Origin of the sequence: Bradyrhizobium sp. UNPA324 (genome assembly GCF_006658635.1) — a bacterium.
Taxonomy (GTDB): domain Bacteria; phylum Pseudomonadota; class Alphaproteobacteria; order Rhizobiales; family Xanthobacteraceae; genus Bradyrhizobium; species Bradyrhizobium nanningense.
Map to the genome: position 1 here is coordinate 5,185,663 of NZ_LFJD01000004.1, position 21,995 is coordinate 5,207,657.

The 21,995-nt window shown below is 65.0% G+C and carries 19 protein-coding genes and 1 pseudogene; 11 read left to right on the forward strand and 9 right to left on the reverse strand.

Going from position 1 to position 21,995, the window contains the following annotated elements:
* Positions 1-139 precede the first annotated feature (139 nt).
* From UNPA324_RS24910 to UNPA324_RS24920, 3 genes are all read left to right on the forward strand, one after another.
* Positions 140-1,081, forward strand: a complete 942-nt coding sequence (locus UNPA324_RS24910; RefSeq protein WP_128916844.1) for a hypothetical protein — start codon at positions 140-142, stop codon at positions 1,079-1,081.
* A 226-nt stretch (positions 1,082-1,307) separates the two neighbouring features.
* Positions 1,308-2,021 carry a cysteine hydrolase family protein gene (locus tag UNPA324_RS24915; protein ID WP_141936456.1) on the forward strand — a complete coding sequence of 238 codons (714 nt, stop codon included), beginning with the start codon at positions 1,308-1,310 and terminating at the stop codon, positions 2,019-2,021.
* Positions 2,018-3,685 (forward strand): regulator, encoded by a 1,668-nt coding sequence (locus UNPA324_RS24920; protein WP_141936458.1) that lies wholly within the window; start codon positions 2,018-2,020, stop codon positions 3,683-3,685. Before UNPA324_RS24915 ends, UNPA324_RS24920 begins: the two co-directional genes overlap by 4 nt.
* 74 nt (positions 3,686-3,759) lie before the next feature.
* Here the strand turns inward: UNPA324_RS24920 and UNPA324_RS24925 are convergent, their stop codons facing one another.
* Positions 3,760-4,797, reverse strand: a complete 1,038-nt coding sequence (locus UNPA324_RS24925; protein ID WP_246667212.1) for a helix-turn-helix domain-containing protein — start codon at positions 4,795-4,797, stop codon at positions 3,760-3,762.
* A 243-nt stretch (positions 4,798-5,040) separates the two neighbouring features.
* On the opposite strand from UNPA324_RS24925, the gene UNPA324_RS24930 reads away from it, so the two are divergent.
* Together UNPA324_RS24930 and UNPA324_RS24935 are read left to right on the forward strand one after the other, a co-directional pair.
* Positions 5,041-6,588, forward strand: a complete 1,548-nt coding sequence (locus UNPA324_RS24930) for a hypothetical protein (RefSeq protein ID WP_246667302.1) — start codon at positions 5,041-5,043, stop codon at positions 6,586-6,588.
* Between the two features lie 112 nt (positions 6,589-6,700).
* Positions 6,701-7,147, forward strand: coding sequence for a hypothetical protein (locus UNPA324_RS24935; RefSeq protein WP_245471603.1), 447 nt, complete (start codon positions 6,701-6,703; stop codon positions 7,145-7,147).
* Positions 7,148-7,207: 60 nt separating this feature from the next.
* Here UNPA324_RS24935 and soxA read toward each other — a convergent pair whose 3' ends face one another.
* From soxA to UNPA324_RS24970, 7 genes are all read right to left on the reverse strand, one after another.
* Positions 7,208-7,987, reverse strand: coding sequence for a sulfur oxidation c-type cytochrome SoxA (gene soxA, locus UNPA324_RS24940; protein WP_164935907.1), 780 nt, complete (start codon positions 7,985-7,987; stop codon positions 7,208-7,210).
* On the reverse strand, positions 7,984-8,301 hold the full coding sequence (gene soxZ, locus UNPA324_RS24945; protein ID WP_128916849.1) for a thiosulfate oxidation carrier complex protein SoxZ: 318 nt from the start codon (positions 8,299-8,301) through the stop codon (positions 7,984-7,986). The genes soxA and soxZ overlap by 4 nt, the downstream gene beginning before the upstream one ends.
* A complete protein-coding gene (locus tag UNPA324_RS24950) occupies positions 8,301-8,768 on the reverse strand; it encodes a SoxY-related AACIE arm protein (RefSeq protein ID WP_141936462.1) in 468 nt (155 codons plus the stop codon). The genes soxZ and UNPA324_RS24950 overlap by 1 nt, the downstream gene beginning before the upstream one ends.
* A gap of 8 nt (positions 8,769-8,776) precedes the next feature.
* On the reverse strand, positions 8,777-9,217 hold the full coding sequence (gene soxX, locus UNPA324_RS24955; RefSeq protein WP_141939022.1) for a sulfur oxidation c-type cytochrome SoxX: 441 nt from the start codon (positions 9,215-9,217) through the stop codon (positions 8,777-8,779).
* Between the two features lie 196 nt (positions 9,218-9,413).
* Positions 9,414-10,685 carry an NAD(P)/FAD-dependent oxidoreductase gene (locus tag UNPA324_RS24960; RefSeq protein ID WP_141936464.1) on the reverse strand — a complete coding sequence of 424 codons (1,272 nt, stop codon included), beginning with the start codon at positions 10,683-10,685 and terminating at the stop codon, positions 9,414-9,416.
* A 54-nt stretch (positions 10,686-10,739) separates the two neighbouring features.
* Complete coding sequence (locus UNPA324_RS24965) at positions 10,740-12,926, reverse strand: xanthine dehydrogenase family protein molybdopterin-binding subunit (RefSeq protein ID WP_141936466.1); 2,187 nt, start codon at positions 12,924-12,926, stop codon at positions 10,740-10,742.
* 11 nt (positions 12,927-12,937) lie between these two features.
* On the reverse strand, positions 12,938-13,387 hold the full coding sequence (locus tag UNPA324_RS24970; protein ID WP_164935908.1) for a (2Fe-2S)-binding protein: 450 nt from the start codon (positions 13,385-13,387) through the stop codon (positions 12,938-12,940).
* Between the two features lie 338 nt (positions 13,388-13,725).
* Here UNPA324_RS24970 and UNPA324_RS24975 point away from each other — a divergent pair, with 338 nt between their 5' ends.
* Entirely contained in the window at positions 13,726-15,330 is a 1,605-nt protein-coding gene (locus UNPA324_RS24975; RefSeq protein ID WP_128916854.1) for a B12-binding domain-containing radical SAM protein, read from the forward strand.
* 4 nt (positions 15,331-15,334) lie between these two features.
* On the opposite strand, the gene UNPA324_RS24980 is transcribed toward UNPA324_RS24975, so the two are convergent.
* Positions 15,335-16,723 (reverse strand): MFS transporter, encoded by a 1,389-nt coding sequence (locus tag UNPA324_RS24980; protein WP_141936467.1) that lies wholly within the window; start codon positions 16,721-16,723, stop codon positions 15,335-15,337.
* Between the two features lie 169 nt (positions 16,724-16,892).
* Between UNPA324_RS24980 and UNPA324_RS24985 the strand changes: the two genes are divergently transcribed.
* From UNPA324_RS24985 to UNPA324_RS25005, 5 genes and pseudogenes are all read left to right on the forward strand, one after another.
* Complete coding sequence (locus UNPA324_RS24985) at positions 16,893-17,954, forward strand: isocitrate/isopropylmalate dehydrogenase family protein (RefSeq protein WP_181769507.1); 1,062 nt, start codon at positions 16,893-16,895, stop codon at positions 17,952-17,954.
* Between the two features lie 152 nt (positions 17,955-18,106).
* Positions 18,107-18,282: pseudogene (locus tag UNPA324_RS24990) on the forward strand (calcium/proton exchanger); the annotation flags it as partial.
* Positions 18,283-18,814: 532 nt separating this feature from the next.
* On the forward strand, positions 18,815-20,239 hold the full coding sequence (locus UNPA324_RS24995; protein ID WP_141936472.1) for a coiled-coil domain-containing protein: 1,425 nt from the start codon (positions 18,815-18,817) through the stop codon (positions 20,237-20,239).
* 63 nt (positions 20,240-20,302) lie between these two features.
* Complete coding sequence (locus UNPA324_RS25000) at positions 20,303-21,346, forward strand: TAXI family TRAP transporter solute-binding subunit (protein ID WP_128916858.1); 1,044 nt, start codon at positions 20,303-20,305, stop codon at positions 21,344-21,346.
* Entirely contained in the window at positions 21,343-21,972 is a 630-nt protein-coding gene (locus tag UNPA324_RS25005) for a hypothetical protein (protein ID WP_245471602.1), read from the forward strand. The genes UNPA324_RS25000 and UNPA324_RS25005 overlap by 4 nt, the downstream gene beginning before the upstream one ends.
* Positions 21,973-21,995 lie beyond the last annotated feature (23 nt).

The following is a 21,995-nucleotide window of genomic DNA, read 5'->3' on the forward strand; positions in this document are numbered from 1 at the left end:
GGGGTGGGTGTGCGCTGCAGGAAGGATTGCGGCTGCGCGACGCGAATTGTGACAGTCAAAAGGATGGGCCGGCGAAGTCAATACGGCTAGCCGCATCCGTGGCGCTCCTGCTAGTCATGGCTTGCACGCGGAGGAGAGCATGACGGCGTTCGATACCCCAATCACTCAGACCGGAGGCGCCTTGGTCGGGCCGTGGCGCCGGCCGCGACAGATGCTGCAGGCGCAAACCTACGACGCGCATGCCTCGATCCATGATGACGCGACAGCGCAGAAGCTCGGCTTCAGAGGCGGTACGATCGAGGGGCCGACGCATTTCAGCCAATTTGCCCCGTTGTGCGAGCGGCAATGGGGGCAAGCCTGGTTCGAAAGAGGCTGCCTTTCTGCGCACTATCGCAGCGTCTGCTATGAAGGCGAAGAGGTGCAGGCGATCCTGATGGCCTCCTCGGTTGAACAACCGGAGTGTCAAATTCAAATGGTCAAGCGCGACGGCACCGAAGTGCTGCGCGGCACGGCCTCGATCATCGAGAGCCCGACAGCCCTTGACCTGCGTCTGCGCGAGCTCAAGCCGCTCGCGGATCCCGTGATCCTTCGCGATGTGCAAGTCGGCGTCCCCGGCAAGCGGCAGACGGTGCGCATGGCTTTCGATCAGACCATGGGTGACCTTTACCCTTTCTCCCTCAGGCAGAAGCTCGCCGTCATCACCGAGAACTCGCCCTATTATTCCGGCGCCGACAATCCGTGGCGCAGGCCGATCATCCCGATGGAGATGCTGAGCGTGCTGTTCCAGTACCGCTCGAAGGACGATCCGCTGCCGGCCAAGGGCCCAGCCGTCGGCCTGTTCGCGGACCAGGAGATCCGGCTCGTGAAGGGCCCGCTCCTCGTCGACGAGGACTACGAGGTCGAGCGCGAGGTGGTCGCGCTCTCCGGCAGCCGCCGCACCGAAAGCGTCTGGGCCAAGACGCGCGTGTTCGACAAGACGAACACGCTGGTTGCGACCATGCTGCTGAACATGGCGACGCTGAAGGATTCTTACGCGCCGTATGAAGAAGAGTATCGGCGGCTGTATGGGGCGGGGCGGTAGGCGCAAAGGCGCCGCCATACGCGCTCCTCGTCATTCGGAGAGCGCCCATCCTTTGAGCAGATGCACGCGGCGAAGTCGTCGCACAGGGAATAAGCAGACGCCGACCGCCGGCGTAACCTTCTGACTACGCAACGAATTCCATCGCCGCCCGCGCCCCACCGCAATTGTACACAATGGCACGCCGCTTGCAGAACTCCTGGCGCAGTTCTCGCGAGGGGCGGGCGTCATGCTGGACTTGAGCAAGCCGACATTGGGCGTCATCAGCGCCGAGCCCGAGCCGATCAGACTCGACTGGTCAGCGACAGCGCTGTTGATCATCGACATGCAGCGCGACTTCATGGAGCCCGGCGGCTTCGGTGAGACGCTCGGCAACGACGTCAGTCAGCTTGCGCGCGCGGTGAAGCCGATCGGCGCGGTGCTGACGGCGGCGCGTGACACCGGCATGCTGGTGATCCACACCCGCGAAGGCCATCTGCCCGACCTCTCCGACGCGCCCCCGGCGAAAGTCGAGCGCGGCGCGCCGTCGCTGCGGATCGGCGATCCCGGCCCGATGGGCCGCATCCTCATTCGCGGCGAAGCCGGCCACGACATCATCCCCGAGCTCTATCCGCTCGACAGCGAGGTCGTGATCGACAAGCCCGGCAAGGGCGCGTTCTACGCCACCGAGCTTGGCGACGTGCTGGAGAGATACGGCATCGAGAACCTGCTGGTGTGCGGCGTCACCACCGAAGTGTGCGTCAACACCACGGTGCGCGAGGCCAACGACCGCGGCTACCGCTGCGTCGTCATGTCGGACGGTTGCGCCTCCTACTTCCCCGAGTTTCACGAGATGGGCCTGAAGATGATCAAGGCCCAAGGCGGCATCTTCGGCTGGGTCACGGACTCGGCCGCAGTTCTGGAGGCAATCAAGACTTCGACCACATCAGGGGAACGATCATGAGCACATTGACGGGGACGGCCGGCAAGTCTGAGATCGATACGTCCGAGTTCAAGCCGGCACTATGGACATCGGGCGACTGGAACGCGTTTTTCGGCTTCGGCACCAACATCCTCGTCAACATGCTGGTGCTCACGGGCCTGTTGCGCTTCGTCCTGAAGATGCCGGACAGTCTGGTGTTCGGCCGCATCCTGCCCGCGCTCGGGCTGATGATGTGCCTCTCGACCTTCTACTACGCCTACCTTGCCTACCGTCTGGCGCAGAAGACGGGCCGCAACGATGTCTGCGCGCTGCCCTCGGGCGTCAGCGTGCCGCACATGTTCATCGTCACCTTCGTGATCATGCTGCCGATCACCCTGAAGACCGGTGATCCGCTCAAGGGCTGGTCGGCGGGCCTGGTCTGGGTGTTCTTCCAAAGCTTCATTCTCATGATCGGCGGCTTCATTGCGCCGTTCATTCGCAGGATCACGCCGCGCGCGGCGCTGCTCGGAACGCTTGCCGGCGTTTCCGTCACCTTCATCTCGATGCGGCCGGCGCTGGAGATGTACATGACGCCGCAGATCGGTCTGGTCTGCTTTGCCATCATCCTGGTGAGCTGGTTCGGCGGCGTGAAATATCCGCGCGGTATTCCCGCAGGTCTCGTCGCCATCGCCGTCGGCATGATCATCGCCTGGGGTTCGAACCTGTTCGGGCTCGGCCTTGGCGGCTTGAGCCTCAAAGGCGTCGGCGCAGCATTTGCCAATTTCGGCTTCTCGGTGCCGCTTCCCGCATTGGGCTACGTCTTCTCCGGCTTCGAATTCCTCGGCATCATTCTCGTCACCGCCATTCCATTCGGCATCTACGACCTCGTCGAGGCCATGGACAATGTCGAGAGCGCGGAAGCCGCCGGCGACGAATATCCGACCACGCGGGTGCTCACGGCCGACGGCGTCGTCAGCCTGATCGGCTGCCTGATGGGCAATCCCTTCATCAACGCCGTCTATATCGGCCATCCCGGCTGGAAGGCGATGGGCGGCCGCATCGGCTACTCGGCCGCAACCGGCCTCATGGTGATCGTGCTGGCCTGGTTCGGCATCATCTCGGTGCTGCTGGCACTCGTGCCCGTGGTCGCGATCTCGCCGATCCTGCTTTACATCGGCATGCTGATCGGCGCGCAGGCGTTCCAGACCACGCCGATCAAGCACGCGCCCGCGATCGTATTGGCGCTGACGCCGCATCTTGCCGCCTGGGCCAAGCTCCAGATCGACACGATGCTGGGCTCGACCATGATGGCAGCGACGTCCGTCGGCGGCCTGGCCGCCGACAAGGCCGACGCCGTGAAGGCTGCCGCGATTGCCGCGCTGCCGCAGCAGGGCGTGTTCTACCGGGGGTTGGAGGTGATGGGCGGCGGCTCCATCCTCGGCGGCCTCATCCTGGGCGCGATCGGCGTCTTCATCATCGAGCGCGATTTCGAGAAGGCATCAGGCTTCGCGCTGGTCGGCGCGATCCTGACCTATTTCGGCTTCATGCATGGCGAGGCCGTCGGCATCGGCGGCGGATTTGGCGTCACGCCCGCTGTCGCGCTGGCCTATGCCGCGATGGCCGCCGGCCTGTTCGCGGCCAGCAAGCTCGGCGCCAGCGACCACTATGCCGCGCATCCGGAGATGTCGGCCGCGCCGGCGGAGTAGGAGAAGCGAAGGAGATTGCGGCCGGTGACGTCATGTTGCCGGCCGTTTCCTTCCGGACCGTACGCCAAGGCAAGTCAACCCAGCCGGTTGATCCACTCGCGAAAGAGCTCCGGACCAGCCTCGACCGCGGCTGCAAGATCGCGGGAGTCGCGCGCTGCGCGCGGCGAGTAGCCGAAGCGCTGCCGGAAGCTGCGGCTGAAATGAGCCTGGCTCACGTAGCCGAATTCGGCGGCGATCTCTGCATTCCAGCGATCCTCGTCGGCGTCATCGAGCAGGACATGGATCGCTTCGAGCCGTCGCCCGCGAATGTAATCGGCGACGCCCGCGAGCGGCGCGAAGACCCGATACAGCACCGAGCGAGACACGCCGATCTCGCGGCAGATGGTCGTCACCGAGAGATCGGGATGACCGAGGTTCTGATCGATGAAGCGGCTGGCACGATGAAGGACGGCGATGTCGCGCCGGGCAAGCCCTTGCTCGCGTGGCCGCTCGGCCATGCCAAAGCATCCGCGCAGGAGCCCGAGCGTCGTTCGGACCGCCTCGGGTGCGTCGTCCCCGTCCATCGCCGGAAGCCGTCGTCGCAGGAGCCCCATCTGATCGGCGAGCACCCGGCCGGCGGCGCCGTCGAGGACGAGCCCGTGCAGGTCGAGGCCATCGGGCGCGGCGCTGACGATTGCATCGCGCTCGACGTCGAGGCTGATGGTGTCGGTCGCCGTGGCGATGCCGTCGAAGGGCCGGGTCAGGTCGAGCACCAGCACCTGGCCGGGTCCGGCCGAGATCGGCTCGCCGTCGACCTCGCCACTCCAGGCGCCGCGACGGAGCAGCAGCAGCGCGAAGGAGTTGCGGCCATCGGCCTTTGCCAGCGCGGCGGAGCGGGTGAAGCGCACCGGCCCCATCCGGGTGGATGCGGCGACCAGACCGCCGAGCAGCCAGGCTTCGGCGAGAACCTCGAAGTCGTCCCGGTTCGTGCCGTCGGGGACCGACACGTCGTAATGCGCGAGAATCGCGCGGTAGCGGTCGAGCCGCTCGGCGGCGGGCAGCTCCGCCGTATCGAAGCGCAGATACGGGATTTTCGTCATGCCAGGCCGCTCCCTTCGGCAGTTGGTCTGCAAATTGGGACGATCAGGCAAGTTTCCACGCCGTCGAACCGCAGTCTCCGGACATGAATATTCATATTATCGCGCGCGGGGCCAGACGCGCGTGTTTGCCGGCCCCAGCAATTTGCAATGACGTGAAGGTGAGCGATGGATACGCGGGGGATGGGTCTTGCGGCATGGTTGGCCGAGGGGGGGACCGGCGAGACGGCGGGACGAACGGCGAGGGAAGCGACGTGGCGGCGAATGCGGCCGGCCACGATGTGTGCCGTGGCGGCGTTCGTTCTTGCCGCGATCGTGGACGCGCCATCCGCGCAGGCGCAGTTCGTCTGCGTCGATGCCAGCAACAGCACCGGCGGCGCAGTTGCCGGGGCCGTCGGAAGCACGGCGTGTGGTGCCGGCAGCGCGGCGGGCGGTGCATCCGGCACGGCCTATGGTGCTTCCAGCAATGCCTCTGGCAATACTGCTCTCGCCGTCGGCGCCTCGAGCCAGGCGACCAACGTGCAAACCACCGCGATGGGGTATGGCGCCCTCGCGATCGGTCAGCACGCCTCTGCTGCCGGGGCGCAGAGCGCGGCGACGGGCTACGAGAGCACCGCCTACGGCTATGTGAGCAGTGCGACCGGCAATCAAACCGTGGCCGTTGGCTCCAACAGCAATGCAGCCGGCTGGTACTCCACGGCGGTGGGTGCCGACTCCCGGGCTTCCGGCGACTTCGCAACTGCGACCGGCGGCCGGAGCACCGCGACCGGCCTGACCAGCTCAGCCTATGGCACGGATAGTTATGCGTATGCCGACAGTTCGGTGGCGGTCGGATCGTGGGCGGTCGTCAATGCGGGCAGCACGAGCGGAACGGCTGTCGGCAACAACACCACAGTGACCGGCGTCAACAGCACCGCGGTCGGTGCGTTCAACAGCGTCACCGGCACCAACAGCGGTGCGTTCGGCACCGGTCAGACCGTGCGCGGCAATGGCAGTTACGCCATCGGCGACCCCAATACGTTGAACGGCAATGGCAGCTTCGTGCTGGGCGACAACAACACCATCAACGGCACCAACCAGGCCGGCCGGGGCGACAACGTCAATGTGGTCGGCTCCAACAATGCAGTGGCCGCCACCGCGAGCGCTGCTGGGTCCTCCGTGTTCGGCTCCGGCAACGCCGTCAATGCGCCCAACGCGCTGGTGATGGCGAACGCGGCCACCGTGACCGGCTCAGGTGCCATCGCGATCGGCAATACCGTATCGGTGGCCGGCGCCAACGCGGTCGCCGTCGGTAACAATACCAGCGCCGGTTTCGCCAACTCTGCCGCTTTCGGCAATGGCGCGACAGCAACGCGCCCCAACCAGCAGACGTTCGGCACGGCAGGCAATACCTACACCATGGCCGGCATCACCTCGTCGGCGAGCAAGGCCGCGCAAAGCGGCGCGACCCAGCTCGTCACCTCCGATGCTGCCGGCAATCTCGCGACCACCACGCTCGCCAATCTCGGCATCGCCTCGACCAGCGATCTCAGCGCTATCAATGGCCAGCTCGCCACAATCAACGGCCGCCTCGACGACCTCACCAGCCGGACCAGCAAGGCGACCAGCGGCGTCGCCATGGCCTTTGCCATGGCCGGTGTGCCGACGCTGCTGCCGAACGAGAGTTTTGCCATGACGATGAACTACGGGACCTTCGAGCGGGCCAACGGTCTCGCATTCAACGCGGCACTACGCCTCAATCGGAACATGCAGTTCAACGGCGGAATAGGCTATGGGCCCGACCAGCGGGTCGCCGGCGGACGCGTTGGCCTGCGCATGGGCTGGTGAGGGCATGGTTGTATTCCCACGATTGGCCGCATGCATGCTTTTCCTCGCAGCTTGCGCGCCCCTGCGAGCGGAGACGCAACCATCGCCTTCCGGATTTGCCGATCGTTGGGCGGTGCAGCCGACAGCGGCTTCCACAGCGCAGGGTGGGCCGCAGGTCACCATCGAGCAGGCACTCTATCTGATCCGCTCTTCGCTCTTGACCTTGAACGATGCCAATCGTTCCGGCAATTATTCGGTGCTGCGCGACCTTGCTGCACCCGAATTCCAGGCCAGGAACAGCGCGGCCGACCTCGCGCTTGCGTTCTCCGACCTGCGGACGCGCAAGTTCGATCTGTTTGGAGCAGCGCTTCTTGCCCCGCGATTGTCGATACCGCCCAACGTCAATGCCCGCGGCATGCTGCGGCTCAGCGGTACCATTCCGACGCGGCCATTGCAGATCGATTTCGATCTGCTGTTTCAGAATGTCGGCGGCGGCTGGAGGCTCCATGGACTTTCGGTCGCGACGCCGGCTGCCTCGGCTCAAGCCGCCCCGCCGCTAGCAGAAGCCTCGAAACGATAGTTTGCGAATTGCTTTGAGGGCGGGCAATGACTCGCTGATGCACCGTGGCGGGGCCTCGGCTCAAGGTCGTACGGCCGGCGTCTCCATCGGCAGGCCATGCGCCCGCGACATCAGATAGAGCTCGAGCGCGACCAACTCGGGCGAGCCGTAATCATAGGCCTGGGCGCGCACGCCGCTCATGCAGCTGCGCAAGCGCCGTTCCAGAGAACCCAGCGTTTGCCATTCCAGGCGGTAGAGCGGGTAGCCGGTCGGCTGTCCCTGCGTGATCGGCGCGCCCGCGAGGCGCCTGTCGAAATTGTCGTCGTGGCAATTGGTGCAGGCGAGATTAAGCTGGCCCTCGCGCTGCATGAAAAGCTCGCGGCCTTGCTCCACGAAGGGTCTTGCCTGCGGATCGTTGCCCGCGGTGATCGGGAGGCCGCGCGACTGGTGCGCGACGAAAGCAGAGAGCGCAAGGAGGTCGCGGCTCTCGTAGGGCAGCGGCGATGCCTGCTGATGATTGGCCCGGCAAAGATTGATGCGCTGGTCGAGCGTAACGGGGCGGCCGAGCGCTTTGTCGAAGGCCGGGTAGCGCGCGGCGATGCCCTTCATGCTGATGCGCGCCTCGCCATGGCAATCCGCGCAGGCTTTCTCCGCGCTTCCGGTCTTCTTCGTCCACAGCTGTTCGCCGTCGAGCACGAACAGCATCCCGGGATTGGAGGTGTCGTCATCCTGCATGGCGCGCGTATCGGGCCCCATGAAGGAATAGCCTGACCGGCGTGCATCGGGCGGGATTTCACCAGCGAGCAGGGCGGGGGCCGCGGCGAACAAGGCCGCCGCTGCTATCGCGCGCCAAACGCTCATTCGACCGTGATCGATGCCGATGCGGTGGATGAATAGCCGTTGTCGCCGATCCATTCGAACTCGAACTTGCCGCTCTCCTTGGCGACGGTGAAGAACGACAGATAGGGATTGGCTGCGATCGCCGGAAAGAGATCGGCGCGAAAGATCTCAGCGCCGTTGTAGCGGCAGGTGAAGCCCGTGATGATGTCGCGTGGCACCAGCTTGCCGTCCACAGTGTGGCGGAAGCCGGTTTCCATGATGTGCGAGGTCAGCGCGCGGATCTCGATGACGTCGCCACGCCTGGCCTTCGCGGGAACGTTGATCAGCGCGGCCATCAGTTCATCTCCTCGGTGCAGGCGGCCAGCGTCACGACAACGTCGGCGGCAATTTGCCAGAACGTGTCGTCGGACAGGCGCGCAATCGCCACCACCTTCTGCGTGTCGGCGAGCCGGATCCGGGTCGAGACCTGGGCCCGGCCGGAGGCGGGGGTGAGATAGAAATTTCCGATGTTCGGCTGCGGGTTCTTCTCGTTGAAGACATGGATGCTCTTGACATGATCGTCAGCCGTCATCGGGCTTGCCACGCTCACCGTCATCGGGACCGTGTTGCCGTTCTCGACCAGCGGTGGAATGTCGAGCTTCACCCTGCCGGTGCGAAGCTGTGCTTCGCCGACGACATTGCGGATCGCGGTGGTGAGCATCGCGGGCGTCGCCTGAAGCGGACGCAGGCTGACGATCGGCATCGTCCCGGCGGCGGTGACGCCTCCGGCGAGGCTCAGGAAGTGTCGTCGCGTGGTTGGCATGAACGGTCCTAGTCGCGAAGCGTTGCAAGAAAGGCCACGATGTTCTCGATCTCCGCGGCCGACAATATCGGCTTGCCGGCAAGATTGCGCCCGACCCGCACGAGGCTATCGTTGCGATAATAGGACGGCATGATGGTCTGTCCGTTGAATCGCGATGCATCGACCAGTCGAAGCCGCAACTGGCTTGCCGTCCATCGGTTCCCGGCCCCGGTGAGGTCGGGCGCGAGGTCGCCCTGGAACCGTGTTTCCGGGAAGGGGCCGGAATGGCAGAGGATGCAGGTCGTCGTGCGCGCGAGCACCAACGCGCGTCCGCGCGCGGCGTCGCCAGGCGTACCGGTGAGCGAGGCTGGAATGCCGTCGCCGACGATCTTGTAAGGGACGAGTTCCTCGGCCTTGGCAGGCGAGGAGAAGGCGCGGCTCGCTACGGCGAATGCCGCAATTGCAGTTATTAGATGGGATGACTGAGGTCGCTGCGGACTCCTCTTGCCTCTCCCGCTTGCGGGAGAGGTCGTCGCGCAGCGGCGGGTGAGGGTTCTTTCCTCTGGGGGAGTCTTTGTTGTTGAGACACCCTCTCCCCGATCCTCCCCCGCAAGCGGGGGAGGGAGCGCACTGTGGTCGTGGCGGCAGGCTCGTTCCATCGTTGTCCTAACCAAACGTCTCCGCCGTGATGGTTTCAAACCAGCGCTCCGCCTCTGCGGCTTCGCGCGCCTGCAATTCGCGCGGCGCATCGACCGGACTGGTCGCGCCGCCCTCGACCTCGGCGAAGATGTCACCCTTGGGCTGATAGTTGCCGGCGAGTGAAAAACCGTAGCCGGGGGCGACGGTGGTGTAGCAGACACCGGTCAGCCGCGGCGTTTCCGGCGCGCGACCTGCGAGGAGACTAGCGATGGCGGCGGCGCAGGCCTTGCCTTGCCCGCTTGCGGCCGACGCCGATTTGGGAATGCCACCGCCGAGGCAGGCATCGCCGATGACATGGATGTTTTTGGCGAGTTTCGATTCGAAGGTCACGGGATCGATCGGGCACCAGCCGGTCGCATCTGCAGCGCCCGCAATCTCGGCGATGCGTCCCGCACGTTGCGGCGGGATGACGTTGGCGACATCAGGCGTGTAATTGCCGAACTCGGTGACGATGGTCATGGTTGCCGGATCGACCGAGGTCACGCGGCCGCCTTGCGACAGGCCGATGCGCTCGATCATGTCGCCGTAGAGCTCTTTCCACGCCTTCTCGAACAGCCGCTGCTGGGAGAAATTGTCCTTGGCGTCGAGGATCAGCACCTTCGAGCGCGGCTTGGTGGCCTTGAGGTAATGCGCGATCAGGCTGGCGCGCTCGTAAGGCGCCGGCGGGCAGCGCGAGGGATTGGCGGGGACCGCAATGGCGACGGTGCCGCCATCCGCCATCGCTTCCAGTTGCTTGCGCAGCAGCAGCGTCTGCGCGCCGGCCTTCCAGGCGTGCGGCATCTTCTGCGATGCGGCGTCGTCATAGCCGGGCAGGGCTTCGCCATGGAAGTCGATGCCGGGCGAGAGCACGAGGCGGTCATAGGCAAACGCGGTGCCATCGGCTGTGGTCACGCTACGCCTTTGCGTGTCGATGGTCGTCGCGGCCTGAGTGACGACGGCAATGCCCTCGGCAGCGAGCTTGTCATAGCCGAAATGTTGCGTCTCCATCTTGCGCAGGCCGGCGATCACCTCGTTGCTGAACGGGCAAGACGTGAAAACCTTGTTCGGCTCGATCAGGGTGACCTGCAGGTTCGCGCCGGCGCGCTTGAGCGCACGCGCGCAGGCCGCGCCGCCGAAGCCGCCGCCGACCACGACGATGCGGCCTGCCGATTGCGCGTGCAGGATCGAAGGTGTGGCGAGCGATGCGGCTGCGGCGCTGATGCCGAGCACGGCATTCCGCCGTGTCACCGGCACATTCATGAGGCTGTCCGGAAAAGTGTGCCGCGGCGGCCATCGGGGCCGCCGCGGCGTTTCTCAGGCAAAGGTGATATTCTGGTCGCGCAGCGGCACCGAGCGGATGCGTCTGCCGGTGGCGGCGAAATACGCATTGAGCACGGCCGGCGCTGCAACGCCGATGGTCGGCTCGCCGACGCCGCCCCAGAACCCGCCGCTCGGCACCATCACCGATTCCACCTTCGGCATCTCGCTGATGCGCATCGAGTTGTAGGTGTCGAAGTTGGTTTGCTCGATCTTGCCGTCCTTGACGGTGCAGCCGCCATAGAACAGCGCGGAGAGGCCGTAGACGAAGGAGCCTGCGATCTGCCGCTCCACCTGCGCCGGGTTGACGACGTAGCCGGGATCGGTGGAAGCGACGATGCGATGCACCTTGATCTTGCTGCCGTCGGTCACCGAGATCTCGGCGGCGCCGGCAACATAGCTGCCATAGCCCATGACCTGGGCGATGCCCCGATAGACGCCCTGCGGGGCCGGCTTGTCCCAGTCGATCTTCTCGGCGACGGCATTGAGCACCGCCAGATGCTTGGGGTGATTGCCCATCAGCTTGCGGCGGAATTCGAGCGGATCCTGGCCTGCGGCCTGGGCCAGCTCGTCCATGAAGCATTCCATGTAGATCGCGTTGTGATTGACGTTGACGCCGCGCCAGAAGCCCGGCGGAACGTGCGGGTTGCGCATCGCGTGCTCGATCAACAGGTTCGGTACCGAATAGCCGAACGCGGCTTCGCCCGATTGGGCGACGCCCTGGAAGGCCGCCGGGTCCATGCCGTTCTGCAGCGCTTCGGGGCGCAGCGAGAACAGGATCGATTGGCCGGACAGGCGGTAGTGCAGCGCGACCAGATTGTTGTTGGCATCGAACGCGCCGGTCAACTTGCACTGGGTGATCGGGTGATACTTGCCGTGCGCCATGTCCTCTTCGCGCGACCACAGCAGCTTGACCGGCGTGCCCGGCATTTGCTTGGCGATCATCACGGCCTGGCGGACGTAGTCGGTCTGGCCGCGGCGGCCGAACCCGCCCCCTAACATCACCTTGTGGACGTCGCACTTCTCCGCCGGCAGGCCGGAGGCCTCCAGCACTGCCGCGAACGCTGCTTCGCCGTTCTGCGTGCCGCACCAGACCTCGCATTTGTCCGCGGTGTAGAGCGCAGTGGCGTTCATCGGTTCCATCGTGGCGTGGTTCTGGTAGGGATACGAGTAGACGGCCTCGACTTTCTTCGCCGCACTCGCAATCGCGGCCTTGGCGTCGCCGTTCTTGTTGCCGACATAGGCCGGCTGCGCATCGTCGAGGCCTTCGGCCAGCCATTTCGCGATCGACTCGCTGGAGACTTTTGCGTTGTCGCCCTCGTCCCAGACTATCGGCAGCGCCTCTAGCGCGGTCCTGGCGTGCCACCAGGTGTCGGCGACCACGGCGACAGCGGTGTCGCCGACCTTGACGACCTTCTTGACGCCCTTCATCCCGGCGATCTTGGCTTCGTCAAAGCTCTTCAGCTTGCCGCCGAACACGGGGCAATCCTTGATCGCGGCGTTCATCATGCCCGGCAGCTTGACGTCGACGCCGTAGATCATGGCGCCGGTGGTCTTGTCGACAGTGTCGAGCCGCTTCACGCCCTTGCCGATCAGCTTCCAGTCCTTCGGGTCCTTCAGCTTGACCTCGGCCGGCGGCGTCAGCTTTGCCGCAGCTTCCGCGACCTTGCCGTAGGTCGTGGTCCGGCCCGACGGCGTATGGGTAATGACGCTGTTCTCGGCCTTGCACTCGGATGCCGGCACCTTCCACGCGTCGGCGGCGGCCTGGATCAGCATCACGCGCGCGGTGGCGCCGCCCTTGCGGACGTAGTCCTGCGAGGAGCGGATGCCGCGGCTGCCGCCGGTGGAGAAATCGCCCCAGACGCGCTTGCGGGCGACGCTCTGGCCCGGTGTCGGATATTCGGTCGTGACCTTGGTCCAGTCGCATTCGAGCTCCTCGGCGACAAGCTGGGCGAGGCCGGTGAGCGAGCCCTGGCCCATCTCGGAGCGGGCGATGCGGATCACCACGATGTCGTCGGGCCTGACCACGACCCAGGCGCCGATCTCGGGCGAGCCGTCAGCCGCGCGGACCATTGCGGGACCGCCGAAGGGGATGTCGAGGCCGATGGCGAGGCCGGCACCAAGCGTGGCGCTGCCGATGACGAAGGCGCGGCGGTTCATCTTGGGCGAAACATGCTTGTTCATGGGGCGGCTCCTTACGCGCTGGCGATCGTGTGGATCGCTTCGCGCACCTGCTGGAATGTGCCGCAGCGGCAGATGTTGGTGATGGCCTCGTCGATGTCGGCGTCGGTCGGTTTCGGCTTCTCGTTCAGCAGCGCCGCCACCGCCATGATCATGCCGCTCTGGCAATAGCCGCATTGCGGCACGTCCTGGGCGATCCAGGCCTCCTGCACCTTGTGCAGCGTGCCCCCAGAGGCGAGCCCCTCGATCGTGGTGATCTTCTTGCCCTCGGCCTCGCCGACCGAGACGCCGCAGGAGCGGGTGGCGACGCCTTCGATGTGAACCGTGCAGGCCCCGCATTGTGCAATGCCGCAACCGTATTTGGTGCCGGTCAGGCCGGCATTCTCGCGGATCGCCCAGAGCAGCGGCGTGTCCGGCTCGACGTCGAGGGTGAAGGTTTTTCCGTTGATTGTTAGGTTTGCCATCGCAGTCCCCTGATTGGCCCAATCCACCGATTGAACTCAGGCGCGCAATGTGTCCGGCAAACTGGAACTGTTCAAATCAACAGTCCGAGGGGTAGCCGGGATGCATTGCCGCGCCGCTTGAGAGTATGGACCGGGGCGCTGTTTTGCCTCATCCCTTCGCAATCGATTCGGGTTGACGTCTCTTCCATGGGCGCCAATTCGCGGCTTTAGGCGACGTCCGGCCGTGAAGGCCGGTTCCCGACCGGATCGCGGCTTGCGCAATGGCGACAGTTTGTCCCTTTTGCCGGGGTGCAAGACGCGGGCGCTTTGGTACACTGCGCCGACACAAAAGGAGCTCCATGAACGTGCCGAGTCCCTGCAACGTGCTGATGCTCTACCCGCTGTTCTCGGCAGAGTCCTTCTGGAGCTTTGGCGAATCCTGCAAGGTGATGGGCGTCAAGCGCCCTGCCGCCCCTTTGGGCCTGATCACCGTTGCCGCGATGTTGCCCCAGAGCTGGACCGTCCGGCTCATCGACTGCAACACCGCGTCCCTCAGCGACGAGGATCTTGCGTGGGCCGACGTCGTCTTCACCGGCGGAATGATGCCGCAGCAGGCCGACACGCTGCGCCTGATCGAGCTCTGCCGCGCGGCGGGCAAGCCGGTGGTGGTCGGCGGTCCCGATCCCACCTCGAGCCCCCACCTCTATGAGCGAGCCGATTTCCGGGTGCTCGGCGAGGCCGAGAGCGTCATCGACCAATTCATCGCGGCCTGGGAAAGTGGCGCGCGCTCCGGCGTCTTCACCGCGCCGAAATTCCAGGCCGACGTCACCAAGACGCCGGTGCCTCGCTTCGACCTGCTCAAGTTCGAGGACTATCTCTATCTCGGTGTGCAGTATTCGCGCGGCTGTCCCTTCACCTGCGAATTCTGCGACATCATCGAGCTCTACGGGCGCGTGCCGCGGACCAAGACGATCGAGCAGATGTTCGTCGAGCTCGAGACGCTCTACCAGATGGGCTACCGCGGCCATCTCGACTTCGTCGATGACAATTTCATCGGCAACAAGAAGTCGCTGCGGCAATTCCTGCCAAAGCTCGCCGAATGGCAGCGTACGCACGGCTATCCCTTCGAATTCTCCACGGAAGCCTCGGTCAACCTCGCCGACGATCCGGAGCTGCTGGAGCTGATGGGGGCGGCCAATTTCTTCGGCATCTTCGTCGGCATCGAAAGTCCGGACCCGGCGACGCTGGTCGCGATGCGGAAGAAGCAGAACACGCGGCGCAACATCGCCGAGAGCATCCACAAGATCTACGCCGCCGGCATGCTCGTCACCGCGGGCTTCATCGTCGGCTTCGATAACGAGAAGGTCTCGATGGCCGAAGCGATGATCGATTTTATCGAGGAGGCGGCGATCCCCGTCAGCATGGTCGGCCTGCTCTATGCCTTGCCGAACACGCAGCTCACGCGCCGACTGGAGCGCGAAGGCCGGCTGCATCCTGGCCACGATGTGGCGCCGACCATCGGCGCCGATCAGTGCACGGCCGGCATCAACTTCGATCCGGTGCGCCCGCTACGCGACATCCTGATGGACTACAAGCGGGTGCTGGAGCACATCTACAGCCCGGCGGCCTACGCAGGACGCGTCGACCGCCTGATGACGCTGCTCGACCGATCCAGGCAGCGCCCCGAACTCGCCGAAGGAGATATCCGCGCCAGGCTAGGGGCGATGGAGACGGTGTACAAGGTGGTCACCGCTCTTCCCGAGGCACGGGGGCCGCTCTGGCAGACCTTCATGAACTGCGCCAAGCGTGACACGTCATCCGCGCGCATCGCCGTGCAGATGATCGCGGCCTACGCGCATCTCGGACCGTTCTCGCGCAAGGTCATCGCCGCCATCGACGCGCGCCTGGCTGCGCTCGACGGCGAGACCGTCGTTCCGGCGAATGTCGGAGTGACGGCGGCTTGACGGATTACTTCACCGCGAGCCGCAAAAAGCTCATCACGCTGCCGAGCGCGGCAAAGCCTGCGCCGAGCGCCAGCGCCAAGGTCGCACCGTCATGGCCTGCGAGCGCGAAGCAGGCGGCGGCGAGCGCCGCGCCCGTCGTCTGTCCCGTCAGGCGCGCGGTCGCGACGATGCCCGAGGCACTGCCGCTGCGGTGCGGTGGCGCGCTCGACATCACCGCCTTCATGTTCGGCGCCTGGAAGAAGCCGAACCCCATGCCGCAGATCACCATCCGCCAGATGATGTCGGCAATTGCAGGATTGGCCGGCAGCGTCGCGAGCAGCGCCATGCCGAGGCCGAGCAGCACGAGGCCGATGCCGCCGAGCAGGCCGACCGCGTGGCGGTCGGACAGGCGTCCGGCGATCGGCGCCATGATGCCGACCACCAGCGGCCACGGCGTCATGAAGAAGCCGGTCTCGACCTGCGAGCGGCCCAGCACGTCCTCGAAATAGAACGGCAGCGAGACGAAGGCGAGGCCTTGCACGGCGAAGGAGCACACGGCCGTTGCCGCCGACAGCGCGAACATCGGCCGGGCGAACAGGTCGATCGGCAGCATCGGCGCCGGATGATCGGCATGCCGGCGCGTCAGGATCAAGCCGAGCGCGAGCGCCGCGACCAGCTCGAGGCCGACGACTACCGGCGACAGATTGTGCGCGGCGCTGCCGATGCCGGTGATGAACAGGCCGAGGCAGGCCGCCGCCAGCACCGCGCCGAGAAAATCAAAGCCGTGATCGGCGCGCGGAGTCTTCGGCAGCATCGCAAAGCCAATGCCGGTGGCGACGAGGCCGAACGGGATGTTGACGGCGAACAGCCACGGCCACGGCCCGAGCGCGAGGATGGCGGAGGCGACCGAAGGTCCGAACGTGAACGCTGTCGCGACCACCAGCGCGTTATGACCAAAACCGCGGCCCAGCATCCTGCCGGGATAGACGAAGCGGACCAGCGCCGTGTTGACGCTCATGATGCCGCTGGCTCCCAGGCCTTGCAGCGTGCGGGCGACCAAGAGGCTCTCCAGCGACCACGCCACCGCGCAGAACAGCGAGGCGATGGTGAACAGGATCAGGCCGCCAAGATAGATGCGCTGGTGCCCGACGATCTCGCCGAGCGCGCCGAGCGGCAGCAGTGTCGCCACCAGCGCGATCTGGTAGACGTTGACGACCCAGACCGACTGCTCCGGCGAGATGTGCAGATCGGCGGCAATGGCGGGCAGCGCGATATTGGCGATCGCGGTGTCGAGCGAGGCCATCGCGAGCGCGGTGAAGATCGCGGCGATCGCCCAGCGCCGCTGGGCGGCCGGAAAGCCATCGGAGATGATGTGGTCAGGCTCGCGCGCGGCGGCAGGTAACGTGATTGTCATTGCGTTGGCGCGTTGCTCCGGCGACCTCGCTGAGGGGACATTGGCATGTACTACGGCCCGCGGTGCTTCCACAGGCATATGCGTGCATGATGTGTATGCGCGAAGGCTGGGCGATGCAGCCTCGCGCCGGCGTATGATCGCGCCAGTCGCTGCAACGAGGGGAAGCGCCATGCAAATCGTCGTTCTGCCCGGTGACGGCATCGGACCCGAGATCACGACCGCGACAGCGGGCGTGCTTCGGGCTGCCTCCGAGCGCTTCCAGCTCAACCTGCGCCTCGAGGAGCACGCCGTCGGGCATGCGAGCCTGAAGCTATCAGGCACCACCGTGCGCCCCGAGCTGCTCGACATCGTCCGCGCTGCCGACGGCCTGATCCTGGGTCCGACCGCGACCTTCGACTTCAAGGACGAGGCGCATGGCGAGATCAACCCGTCCAGGCATTTTCGCAAGAATCTCGACCTCTACGCCAATATCAGGCCCGCGCGCACCTATGCGGGGAGGCCCGGCCGCATCGGTGATTTCGACCTCGTCGTGGTCCGCGAGAACACCGAAGGCTTCTATGCCGACCGCAATTTGGAGCAAGGCAATGGCGAGATGCTGATCACGCCTGACGTCGTGATCTCGCTGCGCCGGATCACGCGGCTGTGCTGCGAGCGCATCGCGCACGCCGCCTGCCGCCTCGCGATGAAGCGGCGCAAGCATCTCACCATCGTGCACAAGGCCAATGTGCTCAAGATCGGCGACGGGATGTTCCTCGACATCTGCCGCGCGGCGGCGAAGGCCTATCCCGGACTTGGCGTCGACGACATCCTGGTCGACGCCATGATGGCGCATGTGGTGCGCCGCCCCGATCGTTTCGACGTCATCGTGTCCACCAACATGTTCGGCGACATCCTGTCCGATCTCACCGCCGAGCTTTCGGGCAGCCTCGGGCTCGGCGGCTCGCTCAATGTCGGTCACCGCCACGCGATGGCGCAGGCCGCGCACGGCTCGGCGCCCGACATCGCCGGGCAGGACGTCGCCAATCCGGTCTCGCTCATCCTGTCGACCGCGCTGCTGCTCGCCTGGCACGGCGAGAAGACCGGCGCCGTCCGCTATGAGGAGGCCGCGCGTGCGATCGAGGCGGCCGTGGCCAAAGCGATTGGCGAGGGCAGGGCGACACGCGACGTCGGCGGCAAGCTCGGCACCATCGCGGCGGGGGCGGCGATTGCGGAGATCCTGCAGGCGGGGTGAGCGGTGCCTGCACATTTTTCTCGGCGCTCACATCAAAAAAGTCGAAAAACAACCCCATGCACAGTAGAAGGCCCCTTGATCGATAAGGGTTTTTCGAACGGCCTCGCGACGACAAGTGCGGCTGCGCTCGGATTGACCGGTCGGGCAAAACACTGCGCGCGGGCCAGTACATGCTGGTGAAAGCCTCGATTGCGGACGCGATCGTCACCAATGCGGTGTTCATGCTGGGGCCTGCCTGCTGCTCGGCGGCCTGCGCTACCGCGTGCAGGAATACAACCGCGCCGGGGTGCGGCTCTCGTCCGGCCTGTTGTTGACGGCAACGGTGGCGTTCGGCGCGGCGCGCAAAGACCGGCTCGACATGGACGTCAGCATCGCGCAAGCCGCGGGGTGCGAAGCCGTAGGCGGATAGTGACATTGCTCCATGAACCGTCGTCAAACCGGGCGTCGGCAGCCGACGGATCTCGACACTAATTATTTAATTTGACTTGCCATACAGTTAAATTATATGGATTATATATATTTAATAAATTTAATCATAGCGGCGTGCCGCCCCAACGTTACTTCGATCTACCGTGTTCTGATCGAGCACCGAGCCATGCGAACAGGCCGAGCCATCCGCCCCATTGCAGTTGTCGTCGAGAGAGGCGTGATGCATGCGGCGACCAATTGATACAGCACCGAGGAGCGGAGAAGACATCTGGGTAGAGGATGCGACCGGGGCTGCTGAGGTCGGCCACTGGTCACCTGGGGCGGGTCAATGGGTCTGGCGGGACGGCTCTCCAATCAATCCTGCGCCTACACATTGGCACCCCGTAACGGAGGATGTCGATCCGGAAGACGAACAATCGGGCGGATGGCTCGTGGCGGCTGCAATTCTGGTCCCAGTCATCTACCTCGCTGCCCTGCTCGGCGTGTTCACACCATTCACGGCGCAATCGGACATGACGCGCATCGGCGGCGAGAGCGCCGTCAGCCTTGATCAGCGGCTGGAAATCACGACCGGTTCGTTGGCGCTCCTTCAGCGCGAAGCGACTGAAGCCCCGATGCAGGCGGAGCAAGCAAGCGTGGTGCAGCCGAGCCCGCGGCTGGACGAAGACGCGCCGCGCATTGAAGCGCCCGCCAACGAGCTGGTCGAGGCGCACAGAAAGCTCGACGAGGCAGTCCAGCGCACGCAAACGGCGGAAATCGCCGCGGAGAAGCTGCAGAAATCACTTCAACAGGAGCAAGCCCGCAACGCCGAGCTCGCGAACGAACTTGCCGGAGTCCGCCGCGAACTCGACGCCGGTAACGCGCAATCCCGCAAAGCGGACGACGTTGCCACGCAGCAGAGAGATGCGGCGGCGCGGGAGATCGCGGAACTGCAGCAGTCCCTGCAGCAGGAACGGCAAAAAAGTGGCCTCCTCGTGAAGCAGGCGAACGCCGCGCAGGCGGCAGCGGCGAGCGCCGAGCAAGAGCGCCACGAGGCGCAGTCACGTGCCGCCGCGCTCGCGAGCGAACTCGCCGGAATACCTCGCGGATCGCTCATGGCGGAAGCTGCGGGTGCGGAACAACAGGAAACATTGGGTCGGGAGGTTGCGGAGCTGCGGCAGTCTTTGCAAGACGAGCGGCAGAAGAACACCGAGCTCGCTGCCCAGGCCAAAGCGGCGCAAGCGGTAGCGGCCAATGCCGAACAACAACGCCGCGCTCTCGAGGAGGCCCAGGCGCATGCAGCCGCGCTGACAAGGGAACTTATCGAGACGCGCCGTGAGATCGAAACCCGGAACGTGCAATTGCGCGAGGCAAACGATGCGGCCTCGCAGCAGAGACAGGCAGCGAACCGGAAGATTGCCGAACTGCGGCAGTCGCTGCATCAGGAGCGGGCCGGGACCGAAGCCAAGCAAAAAGACCGTGCATCGGCATCGACCCCGACCGATGCGCGCCTCCAGGTGGAGCAAACAAATGAAGACCCGATCTCGCCGGCGACGCGGAGCGTGGACGCGACTGTCGCGGAGCCGCTGACTGCCGCAAACCAAAACGAGGCGGAGGCCCGATTGATCCCGCGCGCCAGGGCGTTGCTCGATCAGGGAAATATCGGTGCCGCGCGGATCGTACTCGAGCTCGCGGCAGAGAAGGACATTGCGCAGGCAACCTTCATGCTCGCGGAGACATACGATCCGGCGGTTCTGTCCGCCTGGGGGACCTATGGAACGCGCGGCGAAGCGGCCAAGGCGCGAGAGCTCTACGCGAAGGCACAGCGGGGCGGTATTCGCGAAGCGAAGGAGCGGCTGGATGCGTTGCAGCGCTGAGAGTGGATTTGTTGCAGTCCTGCGGGACCAGAGCTGCGGTGGCTGATTCGGAAGGGAAACGACATGAACAGAGCGCCAAAATCACTCTCGTTGCTCCTGCTCACCTCGTTGGTGCCGGTCGCGATGATGCTTCAGGCGACCTGCTTGGAAGCGCAAACGGCGCGAAATGCCAGGGCCGATGCTCAGCCCGTCCGAAGGTCGCTCCCCCAAGAGAATGAAAAGGACCGGATGAACGCGTGGACGGTCGGGCTCGCCGGCGGTCTGCTCGAGGGCGCACCGATCCGCCTCGCCGCAGAAATGGCTCGCGTCGTGGACGACGGAGCCGACCTGCATCTCCTGCCGATCGTCACGCGGGGAGCCACCGATAATCTGAATGCGCTGCTGTATCTGCGTGGCGTCGACACCGCCATCATCAATTCCGATGCGCTCGAAGAATACAAGGTCCAGGCACCGCAGATCCGAAGCCGCATCACGTATCTGCTCAATCTCTTCCCCTCCGAGCTGCATATCTTTGTGCGGCCTGAAATCACTAGCCTGCAGGATCTTGCCGGCAAGAAGGTGAACTTCAACACCCTGGGCACCGCAGCCGCCTATTCAGGACCACTGATCTTCAGCCGTCTGGGCATCGATATCGACAAGACATTCATTCCGCATCAGGTGGCTCTTGAACAGATGCGCAAAGGCGAGATGTCTGCCGTCGTGTTCATCACCTCGAAACCCGTCGACGCCTTCGTAAAGGGTCGCTGGGAGGCTGGATTCAAGTTCCTGCCAGTCAACTACGACAGGAAGTTCGAGGACTACTATCTGCCCGCGACCCTGGATGCCAGCGAGTATCCCAATCTTATCAGGCAAGGCGAGCGGATCTCGACCATCGCGGTGCCGACAGCGCTCGTTGCGTTCAACTGGCCGCAACGTTCGAATCGCTATCAACGCGTGGCGCGCCTAGTCGAGTATCTGTTCTCGCGCGTCGACCGGCTGCAGGCGCCGGGCTTCGATCCGAAATGGCAGTCGATCAATCTCGCGGCCACTGTGCCAGGGCTCACCCGCTTCCAGGCCGCGCAGGATTGGCTGGATCGCAAGGCGCGAAGTGCACAGGCGCGGCCATGAAGCGTGCGGCTCCTCCGCTCGCCGTCGTTTTCAATGTGGCTTGCGGAATCGCTTACGCGCAAAACACGAGCGATCCAATAGCAACACTTCGAGCTTGTTCGGCGATGGAAGGGCCCGCCCGGCAGGAATGTCTGCAAGATCTGTCACGTAAGATTCCACCACCCGGGCGGCGGCAGTCAGACGATGGCTGGCTGATCAGCGAGACCACTTCGCCGGTCGACTATTCACCGATCGTCACCGCCACGGCCTCCTCCGTTGGCGGCTCGGATGGTGCCGCGATGCTGCTCGCAATCTACTGCCGCAAAGGCCGTACGGAAGTCGTAGTCGCGGGACCGACGGTGGCACGCAGTGCCAGTGAATATGCCGTCTCCTTTCAGCTCAATGCGGAACAGCCAATGCAACTCACGGCGGCCTCGCCGCTGTTCGGTTCCGGCGTTGCTTTCGGCGGCGACGTCGTGCAGTTGCTGAGGTCGCTACCCGACGACGGGCACATCATCGTGCGTCTCACCATCCGCACCGGTGCGGTGCAGGAGGGGAAATTCTCGCTCAGTGGATTCAAGAACGTGCGCGAAAAAGTGGGGATGGCATGCAAATGGCCGCATGCCGTTGCCAGACCAGGACGGTGACGATCAGGTAACGGGAGAAACGA

Excerpts from the sequence above, each read along its gene's own strand:
- UNPA324_RS24915 (WP_141936456.1), top strand. The coding sequence starts at position 1,308 with ATGCTGGACTTGAGCAAGCCGACATTGGGCGTCATCAGCGCCGAGCCC.
- UNPA324_RS25000 (WP_128916858.1), top strand. The coding sequence starts at position 20,303 with ATGAACAGAGCGCCAAAATCACTCTCGTTGCTCCTGCTCACCTCGTTG.
- UNPA324_RS24965 (WP_141936466.1), bottom strand. The coding sequence starts at position 12,926 with ATGAACAAGCATGTTTCGCCCAAGATGAACCGCCGCGCCTTCGTCATC.
- UNPA324_RS24920 (WP_141936458.1), top strand. The coding sequence starts at position 2,018 with ATGAGCACATTGACGGGGACGGCCGGCAAGTCTGAGATCGATACGTCC.
- soxZ (WP_128916849.1), bottom strand. The coding sequence starts at position 8,301 with ATGGCCGCGCTGATCAACGTTCCCGCGAAGGCCAGGCGTGGCGACGTC.
- UNPA324_RS24950 (WP_141936462.1), bottom strand. The coding sequence starts at position 8,768 with ATGCCAACCACGCGACGACACTTCCTGAGCCTCGCCGGAGGCGTCACC.
- soxA (WP_164935907.1), bottom strand. The coding sequence starts at position 7,987 with ATGAGCGTTTGGCGCGCGATAGCAGCGGCGGCCTTGTTCGCCGCGGCC.
- UNPA324_RS24980 (WP_141936467.1), bottom strand. The coding sequence starts at position 16,723 with ATGACAATCACGTTACCTGCCGCCGCGCGCGAGCCTGACCACATCATC.
- UNPA324_RS24970 (WP_164935908.1), bottom strand. The coding sequence starts at position 13,387 with ATGGCAAACCTAACAATCAACGGAAAAACCTTCACCCTCGACGTCGAG.
- UNPA324_RS24975 (WP_128916854.1), top strand. The coding sequence starts at position 13,726 with ATGAACGTGCCGAGTCCCTGCAACGTGCTGATGCTCTACCCGCTGTTC.
- UNPA324_RS24985 (WP_181769507.1), top strand. The coding sequence starts at position 16,893 with ATGCAAATCGTCGTTCTGCCCGGTGACGGCATCGGACCCGAGATCACG.
- UNPA324_RS25005 (WP_245471602.1), top strand. The coding sequence starts at position 21,343 with ATGAAGCGTGCGGCTCCTCCGCTCGCCGTCGTTTTCAATGTGGCTTGC.
- UNPA324_RS24910 (WP_128916844.1), top strand. The coding sequence starts at position 140 with ATGACGGCGTTCGATACCCCAATCACTCAGACCGGAGGCGCCTTGGTC.
- UNPA324_RS24930 (WP_246667302.1), top strand. The coding sequence starts at position 5,041 with ATGTGTGCCGTGGCGGCGTTCGTTCTTGCCGCGATCGTGGACGCGCCA.
- UNPA324_RS24960 (WP_141936464.1), bottom strand. The coding sequence starts at position 10,685 with ATGAATGTGCCGGTGACACGGCGGAATGCCGTGCTCGGCATCAGCGCC.